General features: G+C 38.2%; 22 protein-coding genes. 14 read left to right on the top strand and 8 right to left on the bottom strand.

All coding sequences use genetic code 11. The features are described 5' to 3' along the window. Nucleotides 1-13: 13 nt before the first annotated feature. Both IGK27_RS05735 and lpdA read left to right on the top strand, forming a co-directional pair. Entirely contained in the window at nucleotides 14-1,633 is a 1,620-nt protein-coding gene (locus IGK27_RS05735; RefSeq protein WP_002357766.1) for a dihydrolipoyllysine-residue acetyltransferase, read from the top strand. A 7-nt stretch (nucleotides 1,634-1,640) separates the two neighbouring features. Next, nucleotides 1,641-3,047 (top strand): dihydrolipoyl dehydrogenase, encoded by a 1,407-nt coding sequence (gene lpdA, locus IGK27_RS05740; protein ID WP_002357765.1) that lies wholly within the window; start codon nucleotides 1,641-1,643, stop codon nucleotides 3,045-3,047. A gap of 115 nt (nucleotides 3,048-3,162) precedes the next feature. Here lpdA and IGK27_RS05745 read toward each other — a convergent pair whose 3' ends face one another. After that, complete coding sequence (locus IGK27_RS05745) at nucleotides 3,163-4,149, bottom strand: PocR ligand-binding domain-containing protein (protein ID WP_002382271.1); 987 nt, start codon at nucleotides 4,147-4,149, stop codon at nucleotides 3,163-3,165. 160 nt (nucleotides 4,150-4,309) lie between these two features. On the opposite strand from IGK27_RS05745, the gene IGK27_RS05750 reads away from it, so the two are divergent. The 5 genes from IGK27_RS05750 (at nucleotide 4,310) to IGK27_RS05770 (ending at nucleotide 8,365) form a co-directional block, all read left to right on the top strand. Beyond that, nucleotides 4,310-5,449, top strand: coding sequence for a glycerol dehydrogenase (locus IGK27_RS05750; RefSeq protein ID WP_002363858.1), 1,140 nt, complete (start codon nucleotides 4,310-4,312; stop codon nucleotides 5,447-5,449). Nucleotides 5,450-5,461: 12 nt separating this feature from the next. After that, nucleotides 5,462-5,860 carry a dihydroxyacetone kinase phosphoryl donor subunit DhaM gene (gene dhaM, locus IGK27_RS05755; protein ID WP_002357762.1) on the top strand — a complete coding sequence of 133 codons (399 nt, stop codon included), beginning with the start codon at nucleotides 5,462-5,464 and terminating at the stop codon, nucleotides 5,858-5,860. After that, the gene (gene dhaK, locus IGK27_RS05760; protein WP_002357760.1) at nucleotides 5,861-6,844 is read left to right on the top strand and encodes a dihydroxyacetone kinase subunit DhaK; all 984 of its coding nucleotides are present in this window, start codon (nucleotides 5,861-5,863) and stop codon (nucleotides 6,842-6,844) included. It abuts the gene before it with no gap. A 12-nt stretch (nucleotides 6,845-6,856) separates the two neighbouring features. Continuing rightward, entirely contained in the window at nucleotides 6,857-7,459 is a 603-nt protein-coding gene (gene dhaL, locus IGK27_RS05765; RefSeq protein WP_002360441.1) for a dihydroxyacetone kinase subunit DhaL, read from the top strand. A 123-nt stretch (nucleotides 7,460-7,582) separates the two neighbouring features. Continuing rightward, nucleotides 7,583-8,365 carry a hypothetical protein gene (locus IGK27_RS05770; protein WP_002394413.1) on the top strand — a complete coding sequence of 261 codons (783 nt, stop codon included), beginning with the start codon at nucleotides 7,583-7,585 and terminating at the stop codon, nucleotides 8,363-8,365. A 72-nt stretch (nucleotides 8,366-8,437) separates the two neighbouring features. Here the strand turns inward: IGK27_RS05770 and IGK27_RS05775 are convergent, their stop codons facing one another. Next, on the bottom strand, nucleotides 8,438-9,589 hold the full coding sequence (locus IGK27_RS05775) for a hydroxymethylglutaryl-CoA synthase (RefSeq protein WP_002357756.1): 1,152 nt from the start codon (nucleotides 9,587-9,589) through the stop codon (nucleotides 8,438-8,440). 185 nt (nucleotides 9,590-9,774) lie between these two features. Between IGK27_RS05775 and IGK27_RS05780 the strand changes: the two genes are divergently transcribed. Beyond that, nucleotides 9,775-12,186: a hydroxymethylglutaryl-CoA reductase, degradative gene (locus tag IGK27_RS05780; RefSeq protein ID WP_075320338.1), complete on the top strand. Its 2,412-nt coding sequence runs from the start codon at nucleotides 9,775-9,777 to the stop codon at nucleotides 12,184-12,186. A 19-nt stretch (nucleotides 12,187-12,205) separates the two neighbouring features. Here IGK27_RS05780 and IGK27_RS05785 read toward each other — a convergent pair whose 3' ends face one another. From IGK27_RS05785 to IGK27_RS05805, 5 genes are all read right to left on the bottom strand, one after another. Next, entirely contained in the window at nucleotides 12,206-13,258 is a 1,053-nt protein-coding gene (locus IGK27_RS05785) for an AI-2E family transporter (RefSeq protein WP_002357754.1), read from the bottom strand. 16 nt (nucleotides 13,259-13,274) lie between these two features. Continuing rightward, the gene (locus IGK27_RS05790) at nucleotides 13,275-14,480 is read right to left on the bottom strand and encodes a YdcF family protein (RefSeq protein ID WP_033626311.1); all 1,206 of its coding nucleotides are present in this window, start codon (nucleotides 14,478-14,480) and stop codon (nucleotides 13,275-13,277) included. Nucleotides 14,481-14,634: 154 nt separating this feature from the next. Further along, a complete protein-coding gene (locus tag IGK27_RS05795; RefSeq protein ID WP_002357750.1) occupies nucleotides 14,635-14,835 on the bottom strand; it encodes a cold-shock protein in 201 nt (66 codons plus the stop codon). Nucleotides 14,836-15,132: 297 nt separating this feature from the next. After that, nucleotides 15,133-16,254 (bottom strand): hypothetical protein, encoded by a 1,122-nt coding sequence (locus tag IGK27_RS05800; protein ID WP_033626312.1) that lies wholly within the window; start codon nucleotides 16,252-16,254, stop codon nucleotides 15,133-15,135. Nucleotides 16,255-16,590: 336 nt separating this feature from the next. Next, a complete protein-coding gene (locus tag IGK27_RS05805) occupies nucleotides 16,591-16,941 on the bottom strand; it encodes a helix-turn-helix domain-containing protein (protein WP_033626313.1) in 351 nt (116 codons plus the stop codon). Between the two features lie 191 nt (nucleotides 16,942-17,132). Here IGK27_RS05805 and IGK27_RS05810 point away from each other — a divergent pair, with 191 nt between their 5' ends. From IGK27_RS05810 to IGK27_RS05830, 5 genes are all read left to right on the top strand, one after another. After that, entirely contained in the window at nucleotides 17,133-18,566 is a 1,434-nt protein-coding gene (locus tag IGK27_RS05810; RefSeq protein ID WP_002357746.1) for an MFS transporter, read from the top strand. Between the two features lie 214 nt (nucleotides 18,567-18,780). Continuing rightward, nucleotides 18,781-19,455 carry a metal-dependent hydrolase gene (locus tag IGK27_RS05815; RefSeq protein WP_002357744.1) on the top strand — a complete coding sequence of 225 codons (675 nt, stop codon included), beginning with the start codon at nucleotides 18,781-18,783 and terminating at the stop codon, nucleotides 19,453-19,455. 9 nt (nucleotides 19,456-19,464) lie between these two features. After that, entirely contained in the window at nucleotides 19,465-20,784 is a 1,320-nt protein-coding gene (locus IGK27_RS05820) for a DRTGG domain-containing protein (RefSeq protein WP_002357743.1), read from the top strand. 13 nt (nucleotides 20,785-20,797) lie between these two features. Then, on the top strand, nucleotides 20,798-21,751 hold the full coding sequence (locus tag IGK27_RS05825; RefSeq protein WP_002357742.1) for a DHH family phosphoesterase: 954 nt from the start codon (nucleotides 20,798-20,800) through the stop codon (nucleotides 21,749-21,751). 113 nt (nucleotides 21,752-21,864) lie between these two features. After that, nucleotides 21,865-22,203: a zinc ribbon domain-containing protein YjdM gene (locus tag IGK27_RS05830; protein ID WP_002357741.1), complete on the top strand. Its 339-nt coding sequence runs from the start codon at nucleotides 21,865-21,867 to the stop codon at nucleotides 22,201-22,203. A 60-nt stretch (nucleotides 22,204-22,263) separates the two neighbouring features. Here the strand turns inward: IGK27_RS05830 and IGK27_RS05835 are convergent, their stop codons facing one another. After that, the gene (locus IGK27_RS05835) at nucleotides 22,264-22,662 is read right to left on the bottom strand and encodes a hypothetical protein (protein ID WP_002382283.1); all 399 of its coding nucleotides are present in this window, start codon (nucleotides 22,660-22,662) and stop codon (nucleotides 22,264-22,266) included. Nucleotides 22,663-22,717: 55 nt separating this feature from the next. On the opposite strand from IGK27_RS05835, the gene IGK27_RS05840 reads away from it, so the two are divergent. Next, complete coding sequence (locus IGK27_RS05840) at nucleotides 22,718-23,899, top strand: VanZ family protein (RefSeq protein WP_010707619.1); 1,182 nt, start codon at nucleotides 22,718-22,720, stop codon at nucleotides 23,897-23,899. Nucleotides 23,900-23,909 lie beyond the last annotated feature (10 nt).

Consider the following 23,909-nt stretch of genomic DNA (forward strand, 5'->3'; position numbering starts at 1 on the left):
GAAGACTTAAAAAATGGCTTATCAGTTTAAATTACCGGATATCGGTGAAGGGATTGCCGAAGGCGAAATCGTTAAATGGTTTGTAAAACCTGGCGATACAATCAACGAAGACGATACGTTATTAGAAGTACAAAATGACAAATCAGTGGAAGAAATTCCATCACCAGTAACAGGTACTGTAAAAAATATCGTTGTACCAGAAGGAACAGTTGCAAACGTTGGTGACGTGTTAATCGAAATCGACGCACCTGGTCACGAAGATAACGATGCAGCACCAGCAGCTCCTGCACAAGAACAAACACCAGCACAACCTGCTGCTGTACCAACAACCGAAGCAGCTGGCGGATTTTTCCAATTCAAATTACCAGACATCGGTGAAGGAATTGCCGAAGGCGAAATCGTTAAATGGTTTGTTAAAGCTGGCGACACAATTAATGAAGATGATTCATTATTAGAGGTACAAAATGACAAATCAGTAGAAGAAATTCCATCACCAGTAACAGGTACTGTAAAAAATATCGTTGTACCAGAAGGAACAGTTGCCAATGTGGGTGACGTGTTAGTTGAAATTGACGCACCTGGTCATAATTCAGCAGCACCGGCAGCCGCAGCACCAGCTACTGACGCTCCTAAAGCGGAAGCATCAGCTCCAGCCGCTTCAACAGGCGTAGTTGCAGCCGCTGATCCAAACAAACGCGTTTTAGCAATGCCATCTGTTCGTCAGTATGCGCGTGAAAAAGACGTTGATATTACACAAGTAACTGCAACTGGTAAAGGTGGCCGTGTCATTAAAGCGGATATTGATGCCTTTGTCTCTGGTGGTTCTCAAGCAGCACCAGCTACTGAAGCTGCCGCAACAGAAGCAGCACCTAAAGCGGAAGCAGCTGCACCTAAAGCAGCGCCAAAAGCCTTTACTTCTGATTTAGGCGAAATGGAAACACGTGAAAAAATGACACCAACACGTAAAGCAATTGCTAAAGCAATGGTTAACAGCAAACACACTGCTCCTCACGTAACATTACATGATGAAGTAGAAGTTTCTAAATTATGGGATCACCGTAAGAAATTTAAAGATGTTGCTGCTGCAAATGGTACAAAATTAACATTCTTACCATACGTTGTAAAAGCATTGACTTCAACTGTTCAAAAATTCCCAATCTTGAATGCATCAATCGATGACGCAGCACAAGAAATTGTTTACAAAAATTACTTTAACATTGGTATCGCTACTGATACAGATCATGGCTTATATGTACCAAATGTTAAAAATGCTAATACGAAGAGCATGTTTGCTATCGCTGATGAAATCAACGAAAAAGCAGCATTGGCTATCGAAGGTAAATTAACTGCACAAGATATGCGTGATGGTACAATCACAATTAGTAACATTGGTTCAGTCGGTGGCGGCTGGTTTACACCAGTAATCAACTACCCTGAAGTTGCTATTTTAGGCGTTGGTACAATTGCACAAGAACCAGTTGTTAATGCAGACGGCGAAATCGTTGTGGGACGCATGATGAAATTATCATTAAGCTTTGACCACCGTATCGTTGACGGCGCAACTGCTCAAAAAGCAATGAACAACATTAAACGCTTATTAGCTGATCCAGAATTACTATTAATGGAAGGATGATTAACAAATGGTAGTAGGAGATTTCGCCATTGAACTAGATACAGTCGTAATCGGAGCTGGTCCTGGAGGATACGTTGCTGCAATTCGTGCCGCAGAAATGGGTCAAAAAGTTGCGATTATCGAACGTGAATACATCGGAGGCGTTTGTTTAAACGTTGGATGTATTCCTTCAAAAGCTTTAATTGCTGCTGGACATCATTACCAAGAAGCACAAGATTCTTCAACTTTTGGTGTAACAGCTAAAGGAGTCGAATTAGACTTTGCAAAAACACAAGACTGGAAAGATAACACAGTTGTTAAATCATTAACAGGCGGCGTTGGCATGTTATTGAAAAAACACAAAGTAGAAATTATTGAAGGCGAGGCATTCTTCGTTGACGAAAATACATTGCGTGTTATTCACCCAGACTCAGCACAAACTTACTCATTCAATAATGCTATTGTAGCAACAGGTTCTCGTCCAATTGAAATCCCAGGATTCAAATTTGGCGGACGCGTGTTAGATTCTACAGGCGGTTTAAACTTAAAAGAAGTTCCAAAAAAATTCGTTATTATCGGTGGCGGTGTCATCGGTGCTGAATTAGGTGGCGCTTATGCTAACTTAGGTTCAGAAGTAACAATTTTAGAAGGTAGCCCATCAATTTTACCAACTTATGAAAAAGATATGGTTAAAGTTGTCACAGACGACTTCAAGAAGAAAAACGTAACCATCGTGACTTCTGCAATGGCTAAAGAAGCTGTTGACAATGGCGATAGCGTCACTGTTAAATATGAAGTTAACGGAAAAGAAGAAAGTGTTGAAGCAGATTACGTAATGGTCACTGTTGGACGTCGTCCAAACACAGACGACTTAGGCTTAGAACAAGCGGGCGTTGAAATTGGCGAACGTGGTTTAATCCCAGTTGACAACCAAGGACGTACTAACGTGAAAAACATCTTCGCAATCGGCGACATCGTACCAGGTGCTGCGTTAGCGCATAAAGCAAGCTACGAAGCAAAAATTGCTGCTGAAGCAATTTCTGGTAAGAAAGTTGCAGTTGATTACAAAGCAATGCCAGCTGTTGCCTTTACTGATCCAGAATTGGCAAGCGTTGGTATGACTGTTGCAGAAGCAAAAGAAGCGGGAATCGAAGCAAAAGGCTACAAATTCCCATTTGCTGGTAACGGCCGTGCAATCTCTTTAGATAAAACTGAAGGATTCATGCGTTTAGTTACAACTGTAGAAGACAATGTCATCATCGGTGCACAAATTGCCGGTGTCGGTGCAAGTGACATGATTTCTGAATTAGCTTTAGCTATTGAATCTGGCATGAATGCAGAAGACATTGCTTTAACAATCCACCCACACCCATCATTGGGCGAAATTACTATGGATACAGCTGAATTGGCTTTAGGTTTACCAATTCATATTTAATAGTATCACTTTGTCGCACGACAGATATAATGCGCCTTTTGCACTTGTTGCATTAGCCACAGCAAGTGCAAAAGGTGTAAAAAAAACAACGACTTCTCGGAGTCGTTGTTTTTTTTTATGCTCTGTTCTTTCTTTTACGGTATTTAAGGGGTGTTTCACCCGTTTCTTGTTTAAAGATACGGACAAAATAGCTATCTTCAACAAACCCTAAATCTTCACTGATTTGGGCGATCGTTTTATCTGTCTCCAAAAGAAGCTGTTTAGCCCATGTGATTTTTAATTGTCGATAAAATTGACTAAAGGGAATACCAAACTCCTCTTTTAATAAACGACTTAAATACGTCGGTGTCAAATGAACAAGGTCTGCCAGTTCTTGTAAATTTAAACGCAGCGATTTGTTTTCCCAAAGGGCATCTAAAACCGGTTGTAATTGCTTATTTTTAGTTTGATAGGCACTTGAAGGAGTTAATTGAGCAGTTAATAAAGTTTGTTGAATATCTTTTTGGATCATATTCAATGGCTCCAGCTCTTCTTTTCGCGAACTAATCTGTAAGGATTGTTTGTACGTATTGATTAAATAATCTTTTTTGATGGCTTCAGAAATAATATATTGGCTTAGATCAGCGATTAATGTCGCGCTCTTTTCTAAGTCTGCTAGTTCTAAAACGGGGTATTGTTGATACAGCTCTTGGTGTGTTACTAAAAATTCTTGAATGAAGGCATCATTCATGGTTAAAACCTGTTCTAACTCTTCTTGGTGATCTTCGAGCAAAACTTCACCAGCCATAATGGCTCCTACATACTGGTCATCAACAATAATGGGGATGGCCATATCAACGATGTTAAAGTGACAACGGTAGATAAAAGGCTGACCAGTGCGAACAGCTTCCAAGCCACCACGAGCATCACATTTTTCACAAAGTTTCGAGAGCTCAGGGGAGTGACGTACCAGTTGGCAAAAGGGTTGAACTTGACTATGTTTCGTCACAGGTCGCCCTTTATAATCGACTAAAATAATGGCTAAACGAGTGCTTAAGGCCAATGATTCTTGCAATTTTTCCCACTTTTCTAAATCTAAAATATTTTTTAATTCTACAGTCATAAGGCAATCCTTCAATCTAAAGTTTAAAAATCATAATATTTTATTATTTCACAAAATAATTCTATCATTTTTTGCAAGAAAACGATACCAAAAGTTCAATGCTTTTTGGATGAAAGCGTTTTATACTATGTATGTAAACAAAATATAGGAGGCTATCAACATGAGAAAAGCATTGATTTTACCAACGAAATATGTTCAAGGGGAAGATGAATTACTAAACTTAGGTTACTTCGTTTCAACTTTTGGAAAAAAAGCGTTACTAATTGCAAATCCTGCTGACGTTGATCGTGTACGTCCACAATTGGAAGAAACAGCGAAAAAGTTTGACATTACCTTCGTAGAGGGTGGCTTTAGTGGAGAAGTAACGCGTGAAGAAACAAAGCGCTTGCAAAACGTTGGACAAAAAGAACAAGCAGACTGTATCATTGGTTTAGGTGGCGGTAAAGCAATCGATGCTTCAAAAGTCGTAGCAGAAGGTGAAAACTTAATTATTGTACCAACGATTGCGGCTCAAGATGCACCAACTTCGCATTCAGCTGTACTATATCATGAAGATGGCTCATTTGATGATTATGCTTACTTTAAACAAAGTCCAAGCGTCGTGATGGTTGATACAAAAGTGGTTGCCAAAGCGCCAACTAGATTTTTAGTTGCTGGAATGGGGGATGCCTTATCCACATATTTTGAAGCACGCGCAACACACAATTCATATTCTCGGGTTAATGCTAGTTTGCCAATGGGTTCAAGAGAAGGCTTAACGCCTGCTGCTAGCGGCACATATGCAGCTTTGGCCATGGCAAAACTTTGCTGGGAAAACCTCCAGGAAGATGGGTTAAAAGCGAAATTAGCTTGTGATGCAAACGTGGTTACTGAATCATTGAATAAGATTATCGAAACAAATATCTTACTTTCAGGCTTAGGTTTTGAAAGTGGCGGTTTAGCTGCAGCGCATGCGATTCATAACGGTATGACAGTCTTACCTGGTGCGCACAGTTATTTACATGGTGAAAAAGTAGCCTTTGCAACGATTGCACAACTTGTATTAGAAGATGCAGCAAAAGACGAATTAGAAGCTGTTTTAGACTTTAGCGCTTCTGTAGGTTTACCATTAACGCTTTCAGACATTGGTGTCGATGAAATCACTTATGAAGAAGCGTTGGAAGTAGCCAAAATTGCTTGCATTCCAGAAGAATCAATTCATTCAATGCCATTTCCAATTGTCGTTGAAGAAGTAGCGAATGCAATCATTGTTGCAGATAAAGTCGGACAAGAATATAAAACAAGACATAAATTAGATTAAGGAAGTGTCCACATGAAAGCAGATATTTTACTCGTTTCACATAGCAAAATGATTACAGATGGTATTAAAGAGATGATTGAACAGATGAATGCCAGTGAAGAAATTACGATTCATTCACTTGGTGGCACATCAGATGGTTCATTAGGTTCAGATCCAATGAAAATCATTGACACGATTAACGAAGCGGACTCTGACCGAGAATTTTTAATTTTTGCCGATTTAGGCAGTGCCGTTTTAAGTTCAGAATTAGCTTTTGATATGCTAGAAGAAGACCAACAGAAACATTATCATTTAGTCGATGCACCATTGGTTGAAGGTGCCTTTGCGGCAGCAATTACTGCAGGTGTCTCAGATGATTTGACGCAAATTTTAGCAGAAGCTCAAAATGCTGGTAAGAAAGGGTGGAACTAAATGAAAAAAATTATTAATGAACCTGGTAAAATTGTCGAAGAAATGCTCCAAGGAATTGTGAAAAGCTATGGAAACCTTGTTCATCAAGTCGAAGATTCTCGCGTGATTGCTCGCAACGACTCAAACAAACAAGTTGGGTTAGTATCTGGTGGCGGAAGTGGTCATGAGCCTGCACATGCTGGGTTTGTTGGTGATGGAATGTTAAATGCCGCAGTTTTAGGTGATGTCTTTACTTCACCAACACCAGATCAAATTTTAACAGGGATCCAAGCGGCAGACCAAGGGGCCGGTGTTCTGTTAATCGTAAAAAATTATACAGGCGATATTTTGAACTTTGAAATGGCCAAAGATATGGCTGATATGGAAGACATTCATGTAGAAATGGTCGTTGTCGATGACGATATTGCTGTCGAAGATAGCACCTATACCGCTGGAAAACGAGGCGTTGCCGGGACTGTTCTTGTCCATAAAATTTTAGGGCATCATGCCCGCCAAGGTGCTTCTTTAGAAGAGCTCGTTTCTTTAGGAGAAAAGATTGTAGCAGCCACGAAAACAATTGGAGTGGCTTTAAAAGCAGCCACTGTGCCTGAAGTTGGCAAACCAGGTTTTACTTTACCAGAAGATGAAATTGAATTTGGCGTAGGGATTCACGGAGAACCAGGCTATCGTCGTGAAAAAATCCAACCATCGAAAGAGTTAGCGAAAGAATTAGTTGAAAAAACATTAAGTAGCTATGAACAACAACCACAAACAGTGGGGGTACTTGTCAATGGCATGGGCGGCACGCCATTAATGGAACAATTTGTATTTATGAACGACGTGCTAACATTATTAGAAGATAAAGGTGTTCAAGTGACCTTCCATAAAGTGGGTAACTATATGACGTCTATTGACATGCAAGGATTATCTTTAACGATGATTGACTTGGCGACAAAAGACTGGCAAACAGCGCTAGAAAGCAATGTAACAACAATTTCTTGGTAAGGGTGATAAAAGATGGAATTAACAGTAAAAGACATTCAAACATGGTTAGACAATTATTCAAAAGTTATCGAAGAAAAAAAAGACTATTTAAGTGAATTAGACACGCCGATTGGTGATGGGGATCACGGTAACAACATGGCTCGTGGTATGGCTGAATACAAAATTGCGTTTGACAAAAAAGTACCAACAACAATCACGGAGACATTTAAAGTCCTATCCATGGCTTTAATTTCAAAAGTTGGCGGAGCTTCTGGTCCTTTATATGGTACTGCGTTTATGAATATGACTAAAGCGACAAAAGATTTGGAAACCATCAGTTCGCCAGAGCAATTAAAAGAAATTGTTCAGCAAGGTCTAGCTGGGATTCAGATGCGTGGCAAAGCTGAACCAGGAGATAAAACGATGGTTGATGTCTGGGCACCTGTTGCTGAAGTAATTGGAACGGAACAATTTAATGAAGAAAAAATTGAACAATTTGCTGAAGCAACAAAAGATTGGGTGGCGAAAAAAGGACGTGCCTCTTATTTAGGGGAACGAGCAATTGGTCATATTGATCCAGGAGCAGCATCTAGTGCATTATTATTTGAAGAACTAGTCAAAGTAATCAATCAATAACAGTGAGAAAAAAGTTTAGCAAGTGCCTCTCTTGAAGCGCTTGCTAAACTTTTTTATAAATAATGGTTTCTTTTGTTCATCTATGGGATAATTTAAGTAACAAAAAATAACAAAGATAGACAAATGGGGGATTTAAAGATGAAAAAGCATGTGATTGTGGGATGTTTATTAATCGTTAGCTCAATGTTTGTAAGTGCTTGTGGAAATTCGTCAGACGTGACCACGGAAAAAACCAGTGTCACAAAACAAGTCGAAGCTACGGGACAAAGCACATCCTCTTCCGTAGACCAAACCAAGTATGATGCCATTATTACAGAAGCTAAAAAGTTAACGGCAGAGGGGCAATATAAAGAATCAGAAGAAAAATTAGCTACGATCCCTGTTAGCGATTTAGGGAAACCACACTATTCGATCGTTAAAGAAACGGTTGAGAAACTAAATAATCAAAATAATGAAGGCTTAAAAAGACAAGAAGAAGTCGCGGTTGAAAAGCAAACGAAGTCGAGTCCGGCACCAACGGAATCACTTAAACCAATTCCAGATGAATTTGCTAAATGGGCAACCACGTATCTTTTTTATTATCCACGAGGAGATCAAAAGCAAGCGGGTTTAATCATTGAAGCGAATGGAGCGGTCACGCAGACGAATACGAATGGCGAAATTTACACAGGAAAAGCCGAAATAAGTGGAGCTTCGGGCACTATTTTAAGTTATGATACGACTAGTTATCGCCCGACGACCCAACCAGCTACAAAATCGATTACTCCAAATGTTAAAATCACTGTTACTTGGAACAATGGCGGCGGTGTTGATGTTTATTATGGCTACGTTTCTTATTCACAACGTTTAGCTTTGACAGATGGTATCGCCGTGACAGACGGGGTCAAAGAAGTTTGGCTTTCATAAAAAGAGCTAGACATTCAAGCAAAAACTTGAATGTCTAGCTCTTTTGTTGATTGAATCGAGGGATTTAAATACTTAGTTTCGATAAGAACGAACGGTATTATTAATAGCAGAAATACTATATTTTAATTCATCTTCTAACGTTTGATCAATGTCTGTGTCTAAAGTTTCTGCAAACATGGCTTCATATTCAGCGATAGAAAGTTCTGTCCGATTATCCAGCAGTGCTAAATGAGTTTCTTTTTGTAAATGATTTTGATAACCAGCTACTAATTCACCAGTGAAAAATTCAGCGACAGCACCAGAACCATAACTGAATAAACCAATTTGATTGCCTGCGGTTAAAGTCGTTGCATTTTCTAAAAGGGAAATGAGTCCCAGATAAAGTGAACCCGTATACAAGTTTCCTACGCGACGACTATAGATGATGCTTTCTTCATAACGGGCTAAAATTCGTTCCTGTTCTGCTTCAGTTTGGTCGGAGATTTTTGCTAATAAGGCTTTTTTGCCCATTTTTGTGTAAGGAATATGGAACGCTAAAGCATCATAATCTGCAAAATCAAGACCGGTTCGTTTTTTATGTTCATCCCAGACTTGGGCAAAAGATTGGATGTAGGTTTCGTTTGACAAAGGACCATCGACCATAGGATACGGATGGCCTGTTGGACGCCAAAAGTCATAGATATCTTGCGTCAGCATCACATTATCCTCTTTTAAAGCCAAGATGCGCGGTTCACTAGCAACTAACATTGCAACCGCTCCAGCTCCTTGTGTAGGCTCACCGCCAGAATTTAAGCCATATTTTGCAATATCTGCTGCTACAACCAAGACTTTTTTATCTGGATGTAAGGCTACGTGATTCTTAGCTAACTGTAAGCCTGCTGTTGCTCCGTAACAAGCTTCCTTGATTTCGAAAGAGCGAGCGAAAGGTTGAATCCCCATTAAACGATGTAAGACAACTGCGGCCGCTTTTGACTCATCGATACTGGACTCAGTCCCGACAATCACCATATCAATGGCCTCTTTATCTTCTTTGGTCAAGATCGCTTCTGCGGCATTGGCTGCAAATGTCACAATATCTTGGCTGATTGGGTTCACCGCCATTTGGTCTTGCCCAATACCAATATGAAATTTTCCAGGGTCTACATTTCTGGCTTCAGCCAGTGCCGTCATATCAATATAATAAGGGGGCACAAAAAAACTAATTTTATCAATCCCAATTGTCATTTCTTTAACTCCTTTACGATAAATAGATTCATTATATAAAATAGCACGAAATGAACCAAAATGGGGAATTTTTGTATTAACTTCATAGATTATTAAAAAATATCTTATAAGTCTGTTAACATTCAGTAATTGGCACTTGTGATTCTGGGATTTTATGATATATTTCAAGATGGAGGTGCATTTAGTTGAAAACAGTAGTTATTATTGATGCATTACGAACACCAATTGGAAAATATAAAGGCAGCTTAAGTCAAGTAAGTGCCGTAGACTTAGGAACACATGTTACAACACAACTTTTAAAAAGACATTCCACTATTTCTGAAGAAATTGATCAAGTAATCTTTGGAAATGTTTTACAAGCTGGAAATGGCCAAAATCCCGCACGACAAATAGCAATAAACAGCGGTTTGTCTCATGAAATTCCCGCAATGACGGTTAATGAGGTCTGCGGATCAGGAATGAAGGCCGTTATTTTGGCGAAACAATTGATTCAATTAGGAGAAGCGGAAGTTTTAATTGCTGGCGGGATTGAGAATATGTCCCAAGCACCTAAATTACAACGTTTTAATTACGAAACAGAAAGCTACGATGCGCCTTTTTCTAGTATGATGTATGATGGGTTAACGGATGCCTTTAGTGGTCAGGCAATGGGCTTAACTGCTGAAAATGTGGCCGAAAAGTATCATGTAACTAGAGAAGAGCAAGATCAATTTTCTGTACATTCACAATTAAAAGCAGCTCAAGCACAAGCAGAAGGGATATTCGCTGACGAAATAGCCCCTTTAGAAGTATCAGGAACGCTTGTGGAGAAAGATGAAGGGATTCGCCCTAATTCGAGCGTTGAGAAGCTAGGAACGCTTAAAACAGTTTTTAAAGAAGACGGTACTGTAACAGCAGGGAATGCATCAACCATTAATGATGGGGCTTCTGCTTTGATTATTGCTTCACAAGAATATGCCGAAGCACACGGTCTTCCTTATTTAGCTATTATTCGAGACAGTGTGGAAGTCGGTATTGATCCAGCCTATATGGGAATTTCGCCGATTAAAGCCATTCAAAAACTGTTAGCGCGCAATCAACTTACTACGGAAGAAATTGATCTGTATGAAATCAACGAAGCATTTGCAGCAACTTCAATCGTGGTCCAAAGAGAACTGGCTTTACCAGAGGAAAAGGTCAACATTTATGGTGGCGGTATTTCATTAGGTCATGCGATTGGTGCCACAGGTGCTCGTTTATTAACGAGTTTAAGTTATCAATTAAATCAAAAAGAAAAGAAATATGGCGTGGCTTCTTTATGTATCGGCGGTGGCTTAGGACTCGCTATGCTACTAGAGAGACCTCAGCAAAAAAAAAACAGCCGATTTTATCAAATGAGTCCTGAGGAACGCCTGGCTTCTCTTCTTAATGAAGGCCAGATTTCTGCTGATACAAAAAAAGAATTTGAAAATACGGCTTTATCTTCGCAGATTGCCAATCATATGATTGAAAATCAAATCAGTGAAACAGAAGTGCCGATGGGCATTGGCTTACATTTAAAAGTGGACGAAACTGATTATTTGGTACCAATGGCGACAGAAGAGCCCTCAGTGATTGCGGCTTTGAGTAATGGTGCAAAAATAGCACAAGGATTTAAAACAGTGAATCAACAACGTTTAATGCGTGGACAAATCGTTTTTTACGATGTTGCAGATCCCGAGTCATTGATTGATAAACTACAAGTAAGAGAAGCGGAAATTTTTCAACAAGCAGAGTTAAGTTATCCATCTATCGTAAAACGCGGCGGCGGCTTAAGAGATTTGCAGTATCGTGCTTTTGATGAATCATTTATATCTGTCGACTTTTTAGTAGATGTTAAGGATGCAATGGGGGCAAATATCGTTAACGCTATGTTGGAAGGTGTGGCCGAGTTGTTCCGTGAATGGTTTGCGGAGCAAAAGATTTTATTCAGTATTTTAAGTAATTATGCCACGGAGTCGGTTGTTACGATGAAAACGGCTATTCCAGTTTCACGTTTAAGTAAGGGGAGCAATGGCCGGGAAATTGCTGAAAAAATTGTTTTAGCTTCACGCTATGCTTCATTAGATCCTTATCGGGCAGTCACGCATAACAAAGGGATCATGAATGGCATTGAAGCTGTCGTTTTAGCTACAGGAAATGATACACGCGCTGTTAGCGCTTCTTGTCATGCTTTTGCGGTGAAGGAAGGTCGCTACCAAGGCTTGACTAGTTGGACGCTGGATGGCGAACAACTAATTGGTGAAATTTCAGTTCCGCTTGCTTTAGCCACGGTTGGCGGTGCCACAAAAGTCTTACCTAAATCTCAAGCAGCTGCTGATTTGTTAGCAGTGACGGATGCAAAAGAACTAAGTCGAGTAGTAGCGGCTGTTGGTTTGGCACAAAATTTAGCGGCGTTACGGGCCTTAGTCTCTGAAGGAATTCAAAAAGGACACATGGCTCTACAAGCACGTTCTTTAGCGATGACGGTCGGAGCTACTGGTAAAGAAGTTGAGGCAGTCGCTCAACAATTAAAACGTCAAAAAACGATGAACCAAGACCGAGCCATGGCTATTTTAAATGATTTAAGAAAACAATAAAAAAACAGTTCAGCAGAAATTATTCTGCTGAACTATTTTTTTTCACATTAGGTAGCCGTTTCAGGCCACGAATTGGTTTTACTTTTAAGACATCTAAGAAGAAAGTGAAAACAGGAATTCCTACAATAAGTCCCCATACACCAAAAAGACGCTCACTAACTAATAAAATGACAAACGTATAAAAGATTGGTAACTCTGTTTTACTAGACATGAATTTAGGATTTAGCACGTAAGATTCAAATAAATGGACGATTGTAATTAAAGCTAAGATATAAATCACATCGTTCAAGCCACCTTGGGAATAAGCGATGAAACTTAGCGGAATGCAGGAAATAATCACACCAGCAACTGGGACTAAGCTCAAAATGAAGATCATAATAGCTAAACTAGGTAACTGAGTAAAGCCGATTATCGCCAAGGCCAAGGTAGTAATGACTGTATTCACCACAGCAATGAAAAACTGAGCTTCCATTACGACACCAAATGTGTTGACGAACTTGTTGGCAAAATAATAGATATCCTGAAAAAACCAATCAAAATCACTTTTTAAAAATAACTTAGAAAAATCGGCCATTTGCTTCTTCTCAATCATAAAGAAGAAACTTAAAATAAAGGACATGACAAATGATAAACCGACAGCGCCAATATCTTGAATGTAGCGTAAAATCATTGAAGCACCATTCTGGAGTTGAGAGAGTAAGTTAGATTTTTCCAAGTATTGATCAATAAATTGCAATACTTGATTTGTATCTGTATGTGGACTTTGATAAAAATCAACTACAGAATTAATCATTTGAGTCGTTTGGTTAACTAGAACGGGAACATATTTAGTAATCGCTAAATAGATTAGAAAAACAACCAATGCATAGGTTAAGAGAACGATGACAATCGTCGGGATTTTCATATAGCGTTGAACAAAATGGACCAAACGAACAGCTAAATAGGTAAAGATAAATGTTAAAAGAATTGTTGTAATCATACTTCTGGATAAATAAAGCACAAAAATAATCAAAGCAAGGACGCAAAAACGTCGCAAACGTTCATTTTGAATAAATTTTTGATACAAACTCATAGGGGAAACTCCTTCTTTACTGAATAATCAATCCTGTTAAGAATAACATAACCATACCGATGGCAGCTAGGCCGCAAACAATAATATGGCGGCGTTTGTACATCACTACAATGGCGATGAACTCTCGAATAAACGCGTTAGGTAAAAAATAAAAAGCGGTTTTTGCACCAATGCCATCAGCTTTTAAGCCAGCCATTCGAGCGAAAAGACCCGCTCGGAAAAGGTGATAATTGTTTGTAGTAAAAATGGCTTGGAAATTAGCATTTCCAAAATCCTCAATCATTGTTTCTTTGGAAAAACGCATATTTTCTAGTGTGTTTTTTGAATGAGCTTCTACTAAAATATCATCATCAGGAATACCTTGTGTCAAAGCATACATTTTCATCGCGACACTTTCAGGAAGTAATTCATCGGGACCTTGGCCACCAGACATGACGATTTTTGGCGGATTTAACGTTGCGCGATTTTGAGCCTTGTAAAATTGAATGGCTTTGTTGATGCGGGCTTGCAATAACGGCGGCACAATCTCACCATTGATTAACCCCGAACCTAACACAACAATATAATCCTGTGTATATTTTGGCTGATTAAATTGATACAACGTAGAAACAGTTAAAAAATTATAAAAAACAAACGCGAAATAAGTCAAAATAAATGGCGCAATAGTTAATGGTAAGGAGAGCCAAGTTGGTAACAACGATTGAAAAAAGAAATTATAAATTAATAGTAATGTTAAGCCAATTGCCAGCAACAACGTCAACAAGTTCCCTAGAGACCGACCTTCTTTTCTCATAACAACGACCGCATTCCAATAGAGGAAAATAATTAAGGCATAGAGTCCTAAAGCCAAAGCGATAAAAATTGCCAGCAGGGCAATAATTGCTAAGGTGATTAGAAAGTAGTTGTTTGTACGAATCGCAGTAATCCCTAAATAAGTCGCCAGAACCACAAGAAAAATATTAAATAATGTTCCATTCAGTAAACGCCTTTTTTCTTTGAAGTAGAAGAGCGCAAACAAGCTAAAAAAAGCAATGGGAATTAAAAAGAAGGCTGTGCCACGAATGATTTCTAAATATAAAACATATGAGAAGAACATAAAGACGGTCCAGCCAAACATCCACGGCAACCAATCGTGTTCTTTTTTCTTTTTCCGCCACGAGGGAATGAAAAAGAGACCCAATAAATAAACACCTAAAAAGGTTAAATCACCATAAAATTGCATAAATAAACTCCTTTAAAACATTTTTCCTCTTCAGTATAACGAAAACTCTTCAAAAAAAATAGAGGAAGCACTTAGTTTCAGAAAGTTTTCTTGTTCTTTTTTTATAAAAAAAACCTGACGATTAACGTCAGGTTTTTGAGTCAGTATTGTTTAATTAAGCTTTAGTAACGTTAGTTGCTTGAGGGCCACGTTGACCTTCTTCGATTTCGAAAGTTACTGCTTGACCTTCTTCTAAAGTTTTGAAGCCGTCACCTTGGATAGCTGAGAAATGTACGAATACATCGTTTCCGTTTTCTGCAGTGATGAAGCCAAAGCCTTTGTCTGAGTTAAACCATTTTACTGTACCTGTTTCCATAATAAATATCCTCCTAGATGTGTGTTATAACACATTCATATTTTGCAATTACTTGAAAGGTGAAAAATGTGGAAGATGTTTATTTGAAACAGCTACCCATATTACCGAACAAAAACTACATCTATTACTATAGCATACTAACTGGTTTTTGTATAGCGATAACCTTATTTTCTTTTTTATCGGATGTTTTTTAAAAACTAGAAAGTGAAGATAAGGCTGTTATAGTGCTGTTTCAATAAGTCTCAGAAAAAAAGCCCATTGTAAGGCGCTTTCTTACAATGGGCTTTTTGCCTGTTTTTAATAACGGAGGATAGCCGCTAAAGATTTTTCATCTGGTGCAGCTTTTTGGTCTAAAACAAAAACTTGACCGCCATTTTGAATAACTTGGTAAGCAATGGTGTTTAAAAGTTTGCGACGATCATACTCTTCAGATGACATTTCATTGTTTTCAGTAACAAAGAGTGACGTTGCAATAAAAAGATGGGAAATTTTGCCGTCAGCTGCCGCTGGCGAAATATCTGTAAATTGATCTAAGAATTTACGATCTAGTAATTTGTTATAAGAAGCTGTTTCTTTTTCTGTTAACTCTGCAGCTATTTTTTCACTAGCGCTGCGGATATCTTGAATGGTTGCTTGTGCAGGTGAAGCAGCAACTGAAATTGAGCAATCATAATAAGGATTTTTAGCAATCTTTTTAAAGAGTGTTTGGTTTTCTGGTAAAGCATAAAGATAAAGCGGTAATTTTTCAGGATTATCCAGTTGATCTTTTAAGAAAGTATCGACTGCTTGATAGTAGTTCACCCAATCAATTTCAACTTCTTTATCTTTAGTATTGATGCTATGATAAGCGACACCTTCTTTAGAACCGTTAGAACTACCTTGAGTGGAAAAGTTTAAATTACCCCCCGTTAATTCATCACCTAAAGCTGTGACCACGTCTGTTGGCGCGTCTTTAGGCAATTCAACAGGAGTCACAGTCGTATGATCGACTTTGTAAAGTTTCATTGAATCGCGATTTAGAGCAAGTAGGTAATAATGGTAGTTAAATTGTTTGTCTTTGACTAGTCCAAGTAAATAAGGGATCGTGTCCACGTAATATTGATCGTCAACGGGCACATCTAATCGTTGAACAAAGGTGTTTTCTGGAGATAAGATGATTGAAACACTTGCTGTGCCGTTGCGCCAGAAGGAAGCATCAGCTAGAAGTGCGTCAATTTTTTCTTGGAAAACAACCCATTTTTCCTTAGGAAATTTTTTTTCAAAGCGTGTTTTTGCCGCTTTTGCAAAATTTTTCAAAACAAGCGAATCTTTTTCTACGTTTTGATGAGCGACATGGGTGTTAAACAAGAAAGTAACAAACGGTCCATGAACTTCTTCAGAAAATAATGTTGATAAGCTATCTTTTTTTTGATTTGCCATAATAAAATCCCCCTTCTAAAAGTAAGTGTAGCACAGGAAATCGAATGTTTAAAACAATATGTTCAATAAAAGAAAACGCTTTAAAGAATCTAAATAAAGGACTGTTAATGGTGTTCTAATAAAAGTTTTATAAAAAATATAGCTGAAACTCATGATAAAAAAGGCACAAACTACTATACTTACGTTATGCCAATTATCCCGAATTGGTTTTTTCATACTTACTCCTACCAAGAGTAAATAACAACCTTCATTTCCACCACAGACGACGGTCGTGGTGGTTTTTTTTGTTTAGGTTCTAGTTTTTGCTATCAATTGACTAGGAGAAGTGAACGTTCTTTAAGAATTTGTCATTTCAAATTTACGGAACCGCAAGAAACGATTTGCTTCTTCCTCTAACTGAGTAATTTCTTCTTCTGTTAACTCTTCCGTAGTAATGTGAATATGTAACTCTTTTTGTGTGCTTGTCATAGGTGCCTGATGATTAATCTCTGTTTGTTGGGTGCGGCCCATTAAATAGTCCAAGGAAACAGAAAAATAGTCTGCTATTTTTAAAAGATTCTCTACTTTAGGCGAAGAGGTATCCCAACGACGAATTTGTCCATTGGAAATGCCGACGTTTCTTTCTAATTGGGCGAGGGTTAATAGCTTTGACTGAGCTAGTTGTTTAATGCGAGAAATTAAGGTCATTTCAAGTCCTCCTTGTGTTTTCCGTTTGCTAATTTTAAATTAGCGTAAAAGCGAATGGTTGTCAATTGTGAGCGTGTAATAAGAAGGTGAACATCTCATGAGTGATTTTTTAGAAAATTTCCGATGAAAAAAAGAAGAAATAGAGTTATTATTAGTAAGTAAACTGTTTTGGAGCGAGAGGGGATGAATCAATGGAGAAAATTAAAAGTTACCAAGAGGATTCTGAAGTGCAGAAAAATCGTTGGTGGATCTTAGTTTCTGTGGCTATGTTTACCTTCATGTCTACATTAGATTCCAGCATTGTAAATATTGCTTTACCGACTATTTCAAAAGAAATGTCCGTACCCATGAATCAAGCGGAATGGGTCGTATCTATTTATTTAATGGTTGTCTGTGCTTGTTTATTATTATTTGGAAAAATTGGCGACAGTTTTGGAAAAATAAAAGTTTATCGAATTGGCACGGTTATTTTTACGATTGGTTCGTTACTTTGTGGCTTTAATCAATCGCTGAGCTTTCTATTATTTGCGCGAGTCGTTCAAAGTATTGGTGCTAGCATGACCATGGCGACCAATTCAGGAATTATTACGGAAGTATTCCCTTTAAATGAAAGAGGGCGGGCGCTTGGTGCAGTAGGAGCCTTTGTCTCTTTAGGCGCGATTGCTGGTCCTGGGATTGGTGGATTGATCTTATCAAACTTTTCTTGGTCGTATATTTTTTGGATTAATGTTCCTGTGGGGCTAGTTACAATTTTAATTGGTGAAAAGTTTCTACCAAAAGATATTACAAAAACAAAAGAAAAAATCGATTTTTCAGGATTTGCTTGTATTGCCATTGCGATTATGACGTTCTTCGGCGGGATTTTCCTCGGACAAGAGAGCGGGTTTGGCTCGTTACAATCCTATTTATTGTTCATTATTGCAGTAATCGCATTAGGATTATTTATAATGGTTGAACGAAAAAGAAAAAGCCCACTTATTAAGTTCGCAATTTTTAAAAACAAAATTTTTACTTTAAGTTTATTGTCCGCCGTTTTAATTTTTGCCTCAAACTTTTTTGTAAATGTTGTCATTCCATTTTATTTGCAGGATGCACGCAAACTAAGTGCTAGTTATGCTGGTCTATTAATGATGGTATTTCCGTTATTAATGGTGGTTGGGGCTCCTCTGAGTGGCTATTTGACGGATAAAATTGGCCCAGGTATTTTAACATTTGGCGGATTGTTGCTTTTGTGCTGTACGTCGTTAATGTATATGTTTTTAGATATGAATTCGCCTATCTGGTATTATGTGATTGCAACAGCCATTATGGGCTTGGGAAATGCACTTTTCCAGTCTCCAAACAATACAATGGTTATGAGCAGTGTTGAAAAGCAAGATTTAGGTGTAGCAGGAAGTATGAATTCTTTTGCTAGAAACTTAGGAATGGTCATTGGGATTGCGTTGTCAACGACCATTTTATATCGTGGTATGAGCGAAGCCTATGGTGAACGAGTAACCACGTATCTGGCTAATCGCCCAGATATATTTATTGTGGGAATGCGTGAAACCTTTTTTGTCGCCTTTCTATTATGTGTGGCGGCCTTTATATTAACGATTTTACGTTTTCGGAAAACAACCAAATAAGTAAAAAGAAGCAGACGAGAAAGATTCATGATTTTTCTCGTCTGTTTCTTTACTAGCTAAGAAAATAAGCAAATGCGATTGTATATTTCTAATTCTCTGTTACAATAAAGAAAGTAAACTGTACTAAACTGTACTAAACTGTACTACTTTTAAGAATGAATTTGACGATTAATTATCATAAGAGTGTGTAGAAAATACCGTAGGAGGAATACAAATGGAACTGATAGGACATGGACATTCATGTATTGAAATTCGTCTAAACGACGGCACGAACCTTTTATTTGATCCTTTTATTAATGGCAACCCTTTAGCGGACGTTTCACTTGAAGATTTACACCCTGATTACATCTTAATCACCCACGGACACAGCGATCATATTGGCGATATGCTAGCAATTGCTCAAGCCAACAAGGCAACGATTATTGCGATAGCTGAAGTGGCTACGTATGCACAGTCGCAAGGGGTAAAAGCGCATGGAATGAATCTAGGTGGGCGTTATGTCTTTCCTTTTGGTTCGGTTAAATTTGTGCCAGCTTTGCATAGTTCCGGTTATGAAATAGACGGCGTAATGACCTACATGGGCGAAGCAAGTGGGATTATTTTAGAAGCAGAAGATAAAAAAATTTATCACGCTGGTGATACGGCGTTGTTTTCAGATATGCGCCTTTTTGCAAAAGACAAATCCATTGATGTAGCGTTCTTACCAATTGGCGATAATTACACGATGGGACCAGAGGATGCGCTACAAGCAGTCTCTTACTTAAATCCCAAAATAACCATTCCAATTCATTACAATACCTTTCCTGTTATCCAACAAAATCCAGCAATATTCGTAGAGCAAGTAGTTGGCGGGAAAGTATTAAACCCAGGAGAGACGATCCTAGTTTAGGAGGAAATTATGGCGACGAAACATGATCAAATTTTAAAACATATTGAAGAATTACCAATTGGCGATCGAATCTCTGTTCGAAGCATTGCCAAAAGTTTAAGTGTTAGTGAAGGAACAGCGTATCGGGCCATCAAAGATGCAGAAAATATTGGGCTTGTTTCCACCATTCAACGTGTTGGTACGATACGAATTGAGCGGAAGTTAAAAAAACATATTGAAAAATTAACATTTGGTGAAGTGGTCCGGATTATTGAAGGGGATGTGTTAGGCGGTAGCTCTGGTCTAGACAAAGTCCTTAATAAATTTGTAATTGGTGCGATGACAGAAACCGCGATGACGCGATATATTACTCCCGGATCCTTAATGATTGTTGGTAACCGCCAAGGCGTGCAAAAGCTTGCTTTAGAAAATGGGGCAGCCGTTTTAATTACAGGTGGATTTGAAACATCTGAAGAGATTGCGCAGTTAGCAGATCGTCTGGGTATGCCTGTCTTGAGAACCACATATGATACATTTACTGTGGCTACTATGATTAACCGTGCTTTAAGTGATCAGCTGATTAAAAAAGACATTTTACTCGTCAGTGATATTTATACAGCGCTTGAAAAAACCAATTATTTATTGACAACTCAGACGATTGCAGATTATCAGGCATTATCTGAAAGTACCCATCATTCTCGTTTCCCAGTAGTAAATAAGAAATTACGTTTAGTGGGGATTGTCACAGCCAAAGATGTCATTGGTAAAAGTGAACATTTAACCGTGGATAAAGTCATGACAAAGGATCCCAATGTTGTGAAAAAGATGATGAGTGTAGCGAGTGTCAGTCATCAAATGATTTGGGATGGTCTAGAAGTCATGCCGGTGGTGGAAGATGATTTAGCGCTTGTTGGGATTGTTTCTCGCCAAGATGTGATGAAAGCTATGCAATTGGTGCAACGACAACCACAAATTGCAGATACAATTTCAGATCAAATTTCCGGGGAAGTGATGCCTGTTGAAGAAAATGGCAAAGAAACAACCCGTTTTCGTTTTTCGGTTGCGCCCCAAATGGTTAACAGTGTTGGTACCATCTCGTTTGGTGTCCTAAGTGAAATTATTTCTAACGTGACACAACGAACAATGTTGATGAATCAAAAAAGAAATGTATTAATTGAACAAGTGAATCTACATTATTTGCGGCTAATCCAGTTGGAAAGTGAATTGGACATTCGTCCACGGATTTTAGAAATTGGCCGTCGCTCTGCAAAATTAGATATTGAAGTTTATTTAGAAAATGTCATTGTGGCAAAAGCAATTGTTGTTTGCCAAGTGATGGAGAGAACGTAGGAGGCTACAAAGAATGGACGTAGTAAAAGAAATTATGGCAGCAATTAAACAATATGAAACAATTATTATTCATAGACATCAAAGGCCCGATCCAGATGCAATTGGCTCACAGGTTGGGTTAGCAGAACTCTTAAGAGCGAGCTTTCCTGAAAAAAATATTTATCAAGTAGGCGGACCAGTGGAAGGCTTAGAGTTTTTAGCTGAAATGGACGTTATTACTGACGATGTCTATCGAGGTGCATTAGTCATTGTAACAGATACTGCAAATGCTCCACGAATTAGTGATGCGCGTTTTTCTTTAGGCGATCAATTAATTAAAATCGATCATCATCCGAATGATGAACCTTATGGAGATTTAGTTTGGGTGAATACAAATGCAAGTAGTTGTAGTGAAATTATTGTTGATTTTTGGCAACAGCATTTAGCAGAATTAACGATGACAGATAATGCAGCTCGTTTATTGTATGCTGGGATTGTGGGGGATACAGGACGTTTTCTTTATCCTTCCACTTCGGCGCATACACTCGCTGTCGCTGCACAATTGCGTACGTTTAACTTTAATGCCGCAGACTTAAATCGTGAGTTAGACCAAATGCCTTTAAAGGTTGCTAAATTAGCGGGTTATATTTATCAAAATTTAGAAATCGACGCAAATGGCGCTGCTCGTGTCGTTTTACCACAAAGTATTTTAAACAGTTATGATATTGTCGATTCTGAAACGGCAGCCATTGTTTCAATGCCAGGAAAAATTGAAGATGTTCTCTCATGGGCAATCTTTGTTGAACAGCCGGAAGGTTATTATCGAGTTCGGTTACGTTCCAAAGGACCAATCATTAATACAATTGCCAAAAAACATCATGGCGGCGGCCATCCTTTGGCAAGTGGCGCTAATGCACGTGATGCGGCTGAAATTGAAGTGATTTACCAAGAAATCCAAGCAGCTTGCCAAGAGTGGGCTCAAAAATAAATAAGTAATTAGAAAGTAGTTATCGGACGTTGATAAATCATTAGGACTACTTTTCATTCACTAGAAAATAAGGTAAAATGAAAAAGAATTATTTTTTACAAAGGAGAACGTTAATGACAGAGCAATTACCAAACTGCCCTGAATGTGGGTCGGCATATGCCTATGAAGATCGCGGATTATTTATTTGTCCAGAATGCGGTCATGAATGGTCACCAACAGAAGAAGTTGCAGAAGAAGGCTTAGTAGTTAAGGATTCAAATGGCAATCTTTTAGCGGATGGTGACAGTGTTACTGTAATCAAAGATTTGAAAGTTAAAGGTGCCAGTGGCGCAATTAAACAAGGCACAAAAGTGAAAAACATTCGTTTAGTGGAAGGTGATCATAACATCGATTGTAAGGTAGATGGCTTTGGTCCAATGAAGTTAAAATCAGAGTTTGTTAAGAAAAATTAAATTTCATTTGAATGATGAGACAGTAAGAGTCTAGGACACAACCATCGTCCTAGACTCTTACTAATGTTTATCGGTCTTGTATTTTATCATTGTACGAAGGCCGTGCCAAGCGTTGTAAAGTGTGAGGATTAACCCGATACCTAAAGGAATCCATAACCATTGCGGAGAATAAGCGGCATCTTTTAACGTTTCAGGGTTGATGGTCCATGATTCTTGCAATACTTGGAAACTAAAAACCATGAGAAATGTTGAAATAAGTAACAAAATAAACCGTAAATAATGAATCGTTGTTTGACGGTGAATCAGTGCAAAGAGTAAGTAGAGCACAAGTAAAAATAGCGGCACTCCAAACGCGAAATATGGCTGTAACATGAGAACGTCCTCCTTTTTCTTAATGATACTGCAAAGGAGAGGATTTGCAAAATAAAATTTATTGTTGGTACATTTTTTTAGAAACAAGTATAGTGTTATTGAGGCATTCATACTTGAAATTGTTTATCTTGGAGGGATTTTTATGGCAGTATATAGCGAACCAATTAAATGGGCAATCATTATTTTCCCGTTTCTAGCATTTTTTATTTCTGGGGCATTATTAATCTATGAATACCGCAAATATGGTTCATTTGTTTGGACACGAGCAATGATTTTGTATTCATTTGTTTTTTATTTATTATGTGCCTATTTCTTGGTAATTTTACCGTTGCCATCTCGGGCAGAAGTGGCTCAATACACAGGACCAACAATGGAACTGCGGCCTTTTCATTTTATTTCAGGGATTTTAAACGAAACTGTTTTTTCGATCAAAGATCCTAGTACGTATTTGCCAGCATTAAAACAGCATGCCGTTTTAGAACCACTGTTTAATGTTTTATTAGTTTTACCTTTTGGTGTGTATTTACGGTATTATTTCAAATGTTCATTTTTAAAAACAGTTCTTGCGAGTTTTTTATTGTCATTATTTTTTGAATTAACACAGTTATCTGGCCTTTATTTTATTTATCCACGTTCGTATCGCTTGGCGGATGTCAATGATTTAATTAATAATACCGTCGGAGGCATGGTCGGTTATTGGTTGACGCCACTCTTTACCTTTTTATTGCCAACACGAGAAGAAATTGATGCCACCTCTTATGAAAAAGGGCAGACAGTTAGCCTGTTGAGACGTTTCTTTGCATGGGGGATTGATTGGTTGGTGATTGGCTTTGTGCAAGGCCTGCTCGTTTTTGGACTAAATTTCATTCCAGCTTATAAAAATTGGGCAACCAATTATCCGATTTTTTCAGATCGGATGTGGTTCTTTATCATGGTGTTTGCGGTCTTTATCGTCATGATGAAACTGACAAATGGTCAAACGTTAGGGAAAAAAGTTGTTCGCATTCGGGTGGTTGAAACAGGACATGAAAAAATTCGTTTAAAAGCCTTGTTTGTTCGCTACGGTTATTTGTATTTTGTGTATGGTTTAATTAGTATTTATCTAGCCAATGCCACTGATTTATTGAATTCTTCTAATCGGATGTTGCAAATGGTGTCACTGCTTCTGTATTTGTTCTGTTTAATTTTATATTTACTGTTTTTGATCAACGTTTTGTTAACCTTGATTCGTAAAAAACGGCGTTTGTTTTATGAAAAAGCCAGCCACACTTATACAGTCAGTACATTAGAAGTTGCGAAAACAAAGGAATCAGCAGGTGAGTAAAAGTTGTTTT

The sequence above is a fragment of the Enterococcus sp. DIV0236 genome, assembly GCF_050558525.1.
GTDB classification, from domain to species: domain Bacteria; phylum Bacillota; class Bacilli; order Lactobacillales; family Enterococcaceae; genus Enterococcus; species Enterococcus faecalis.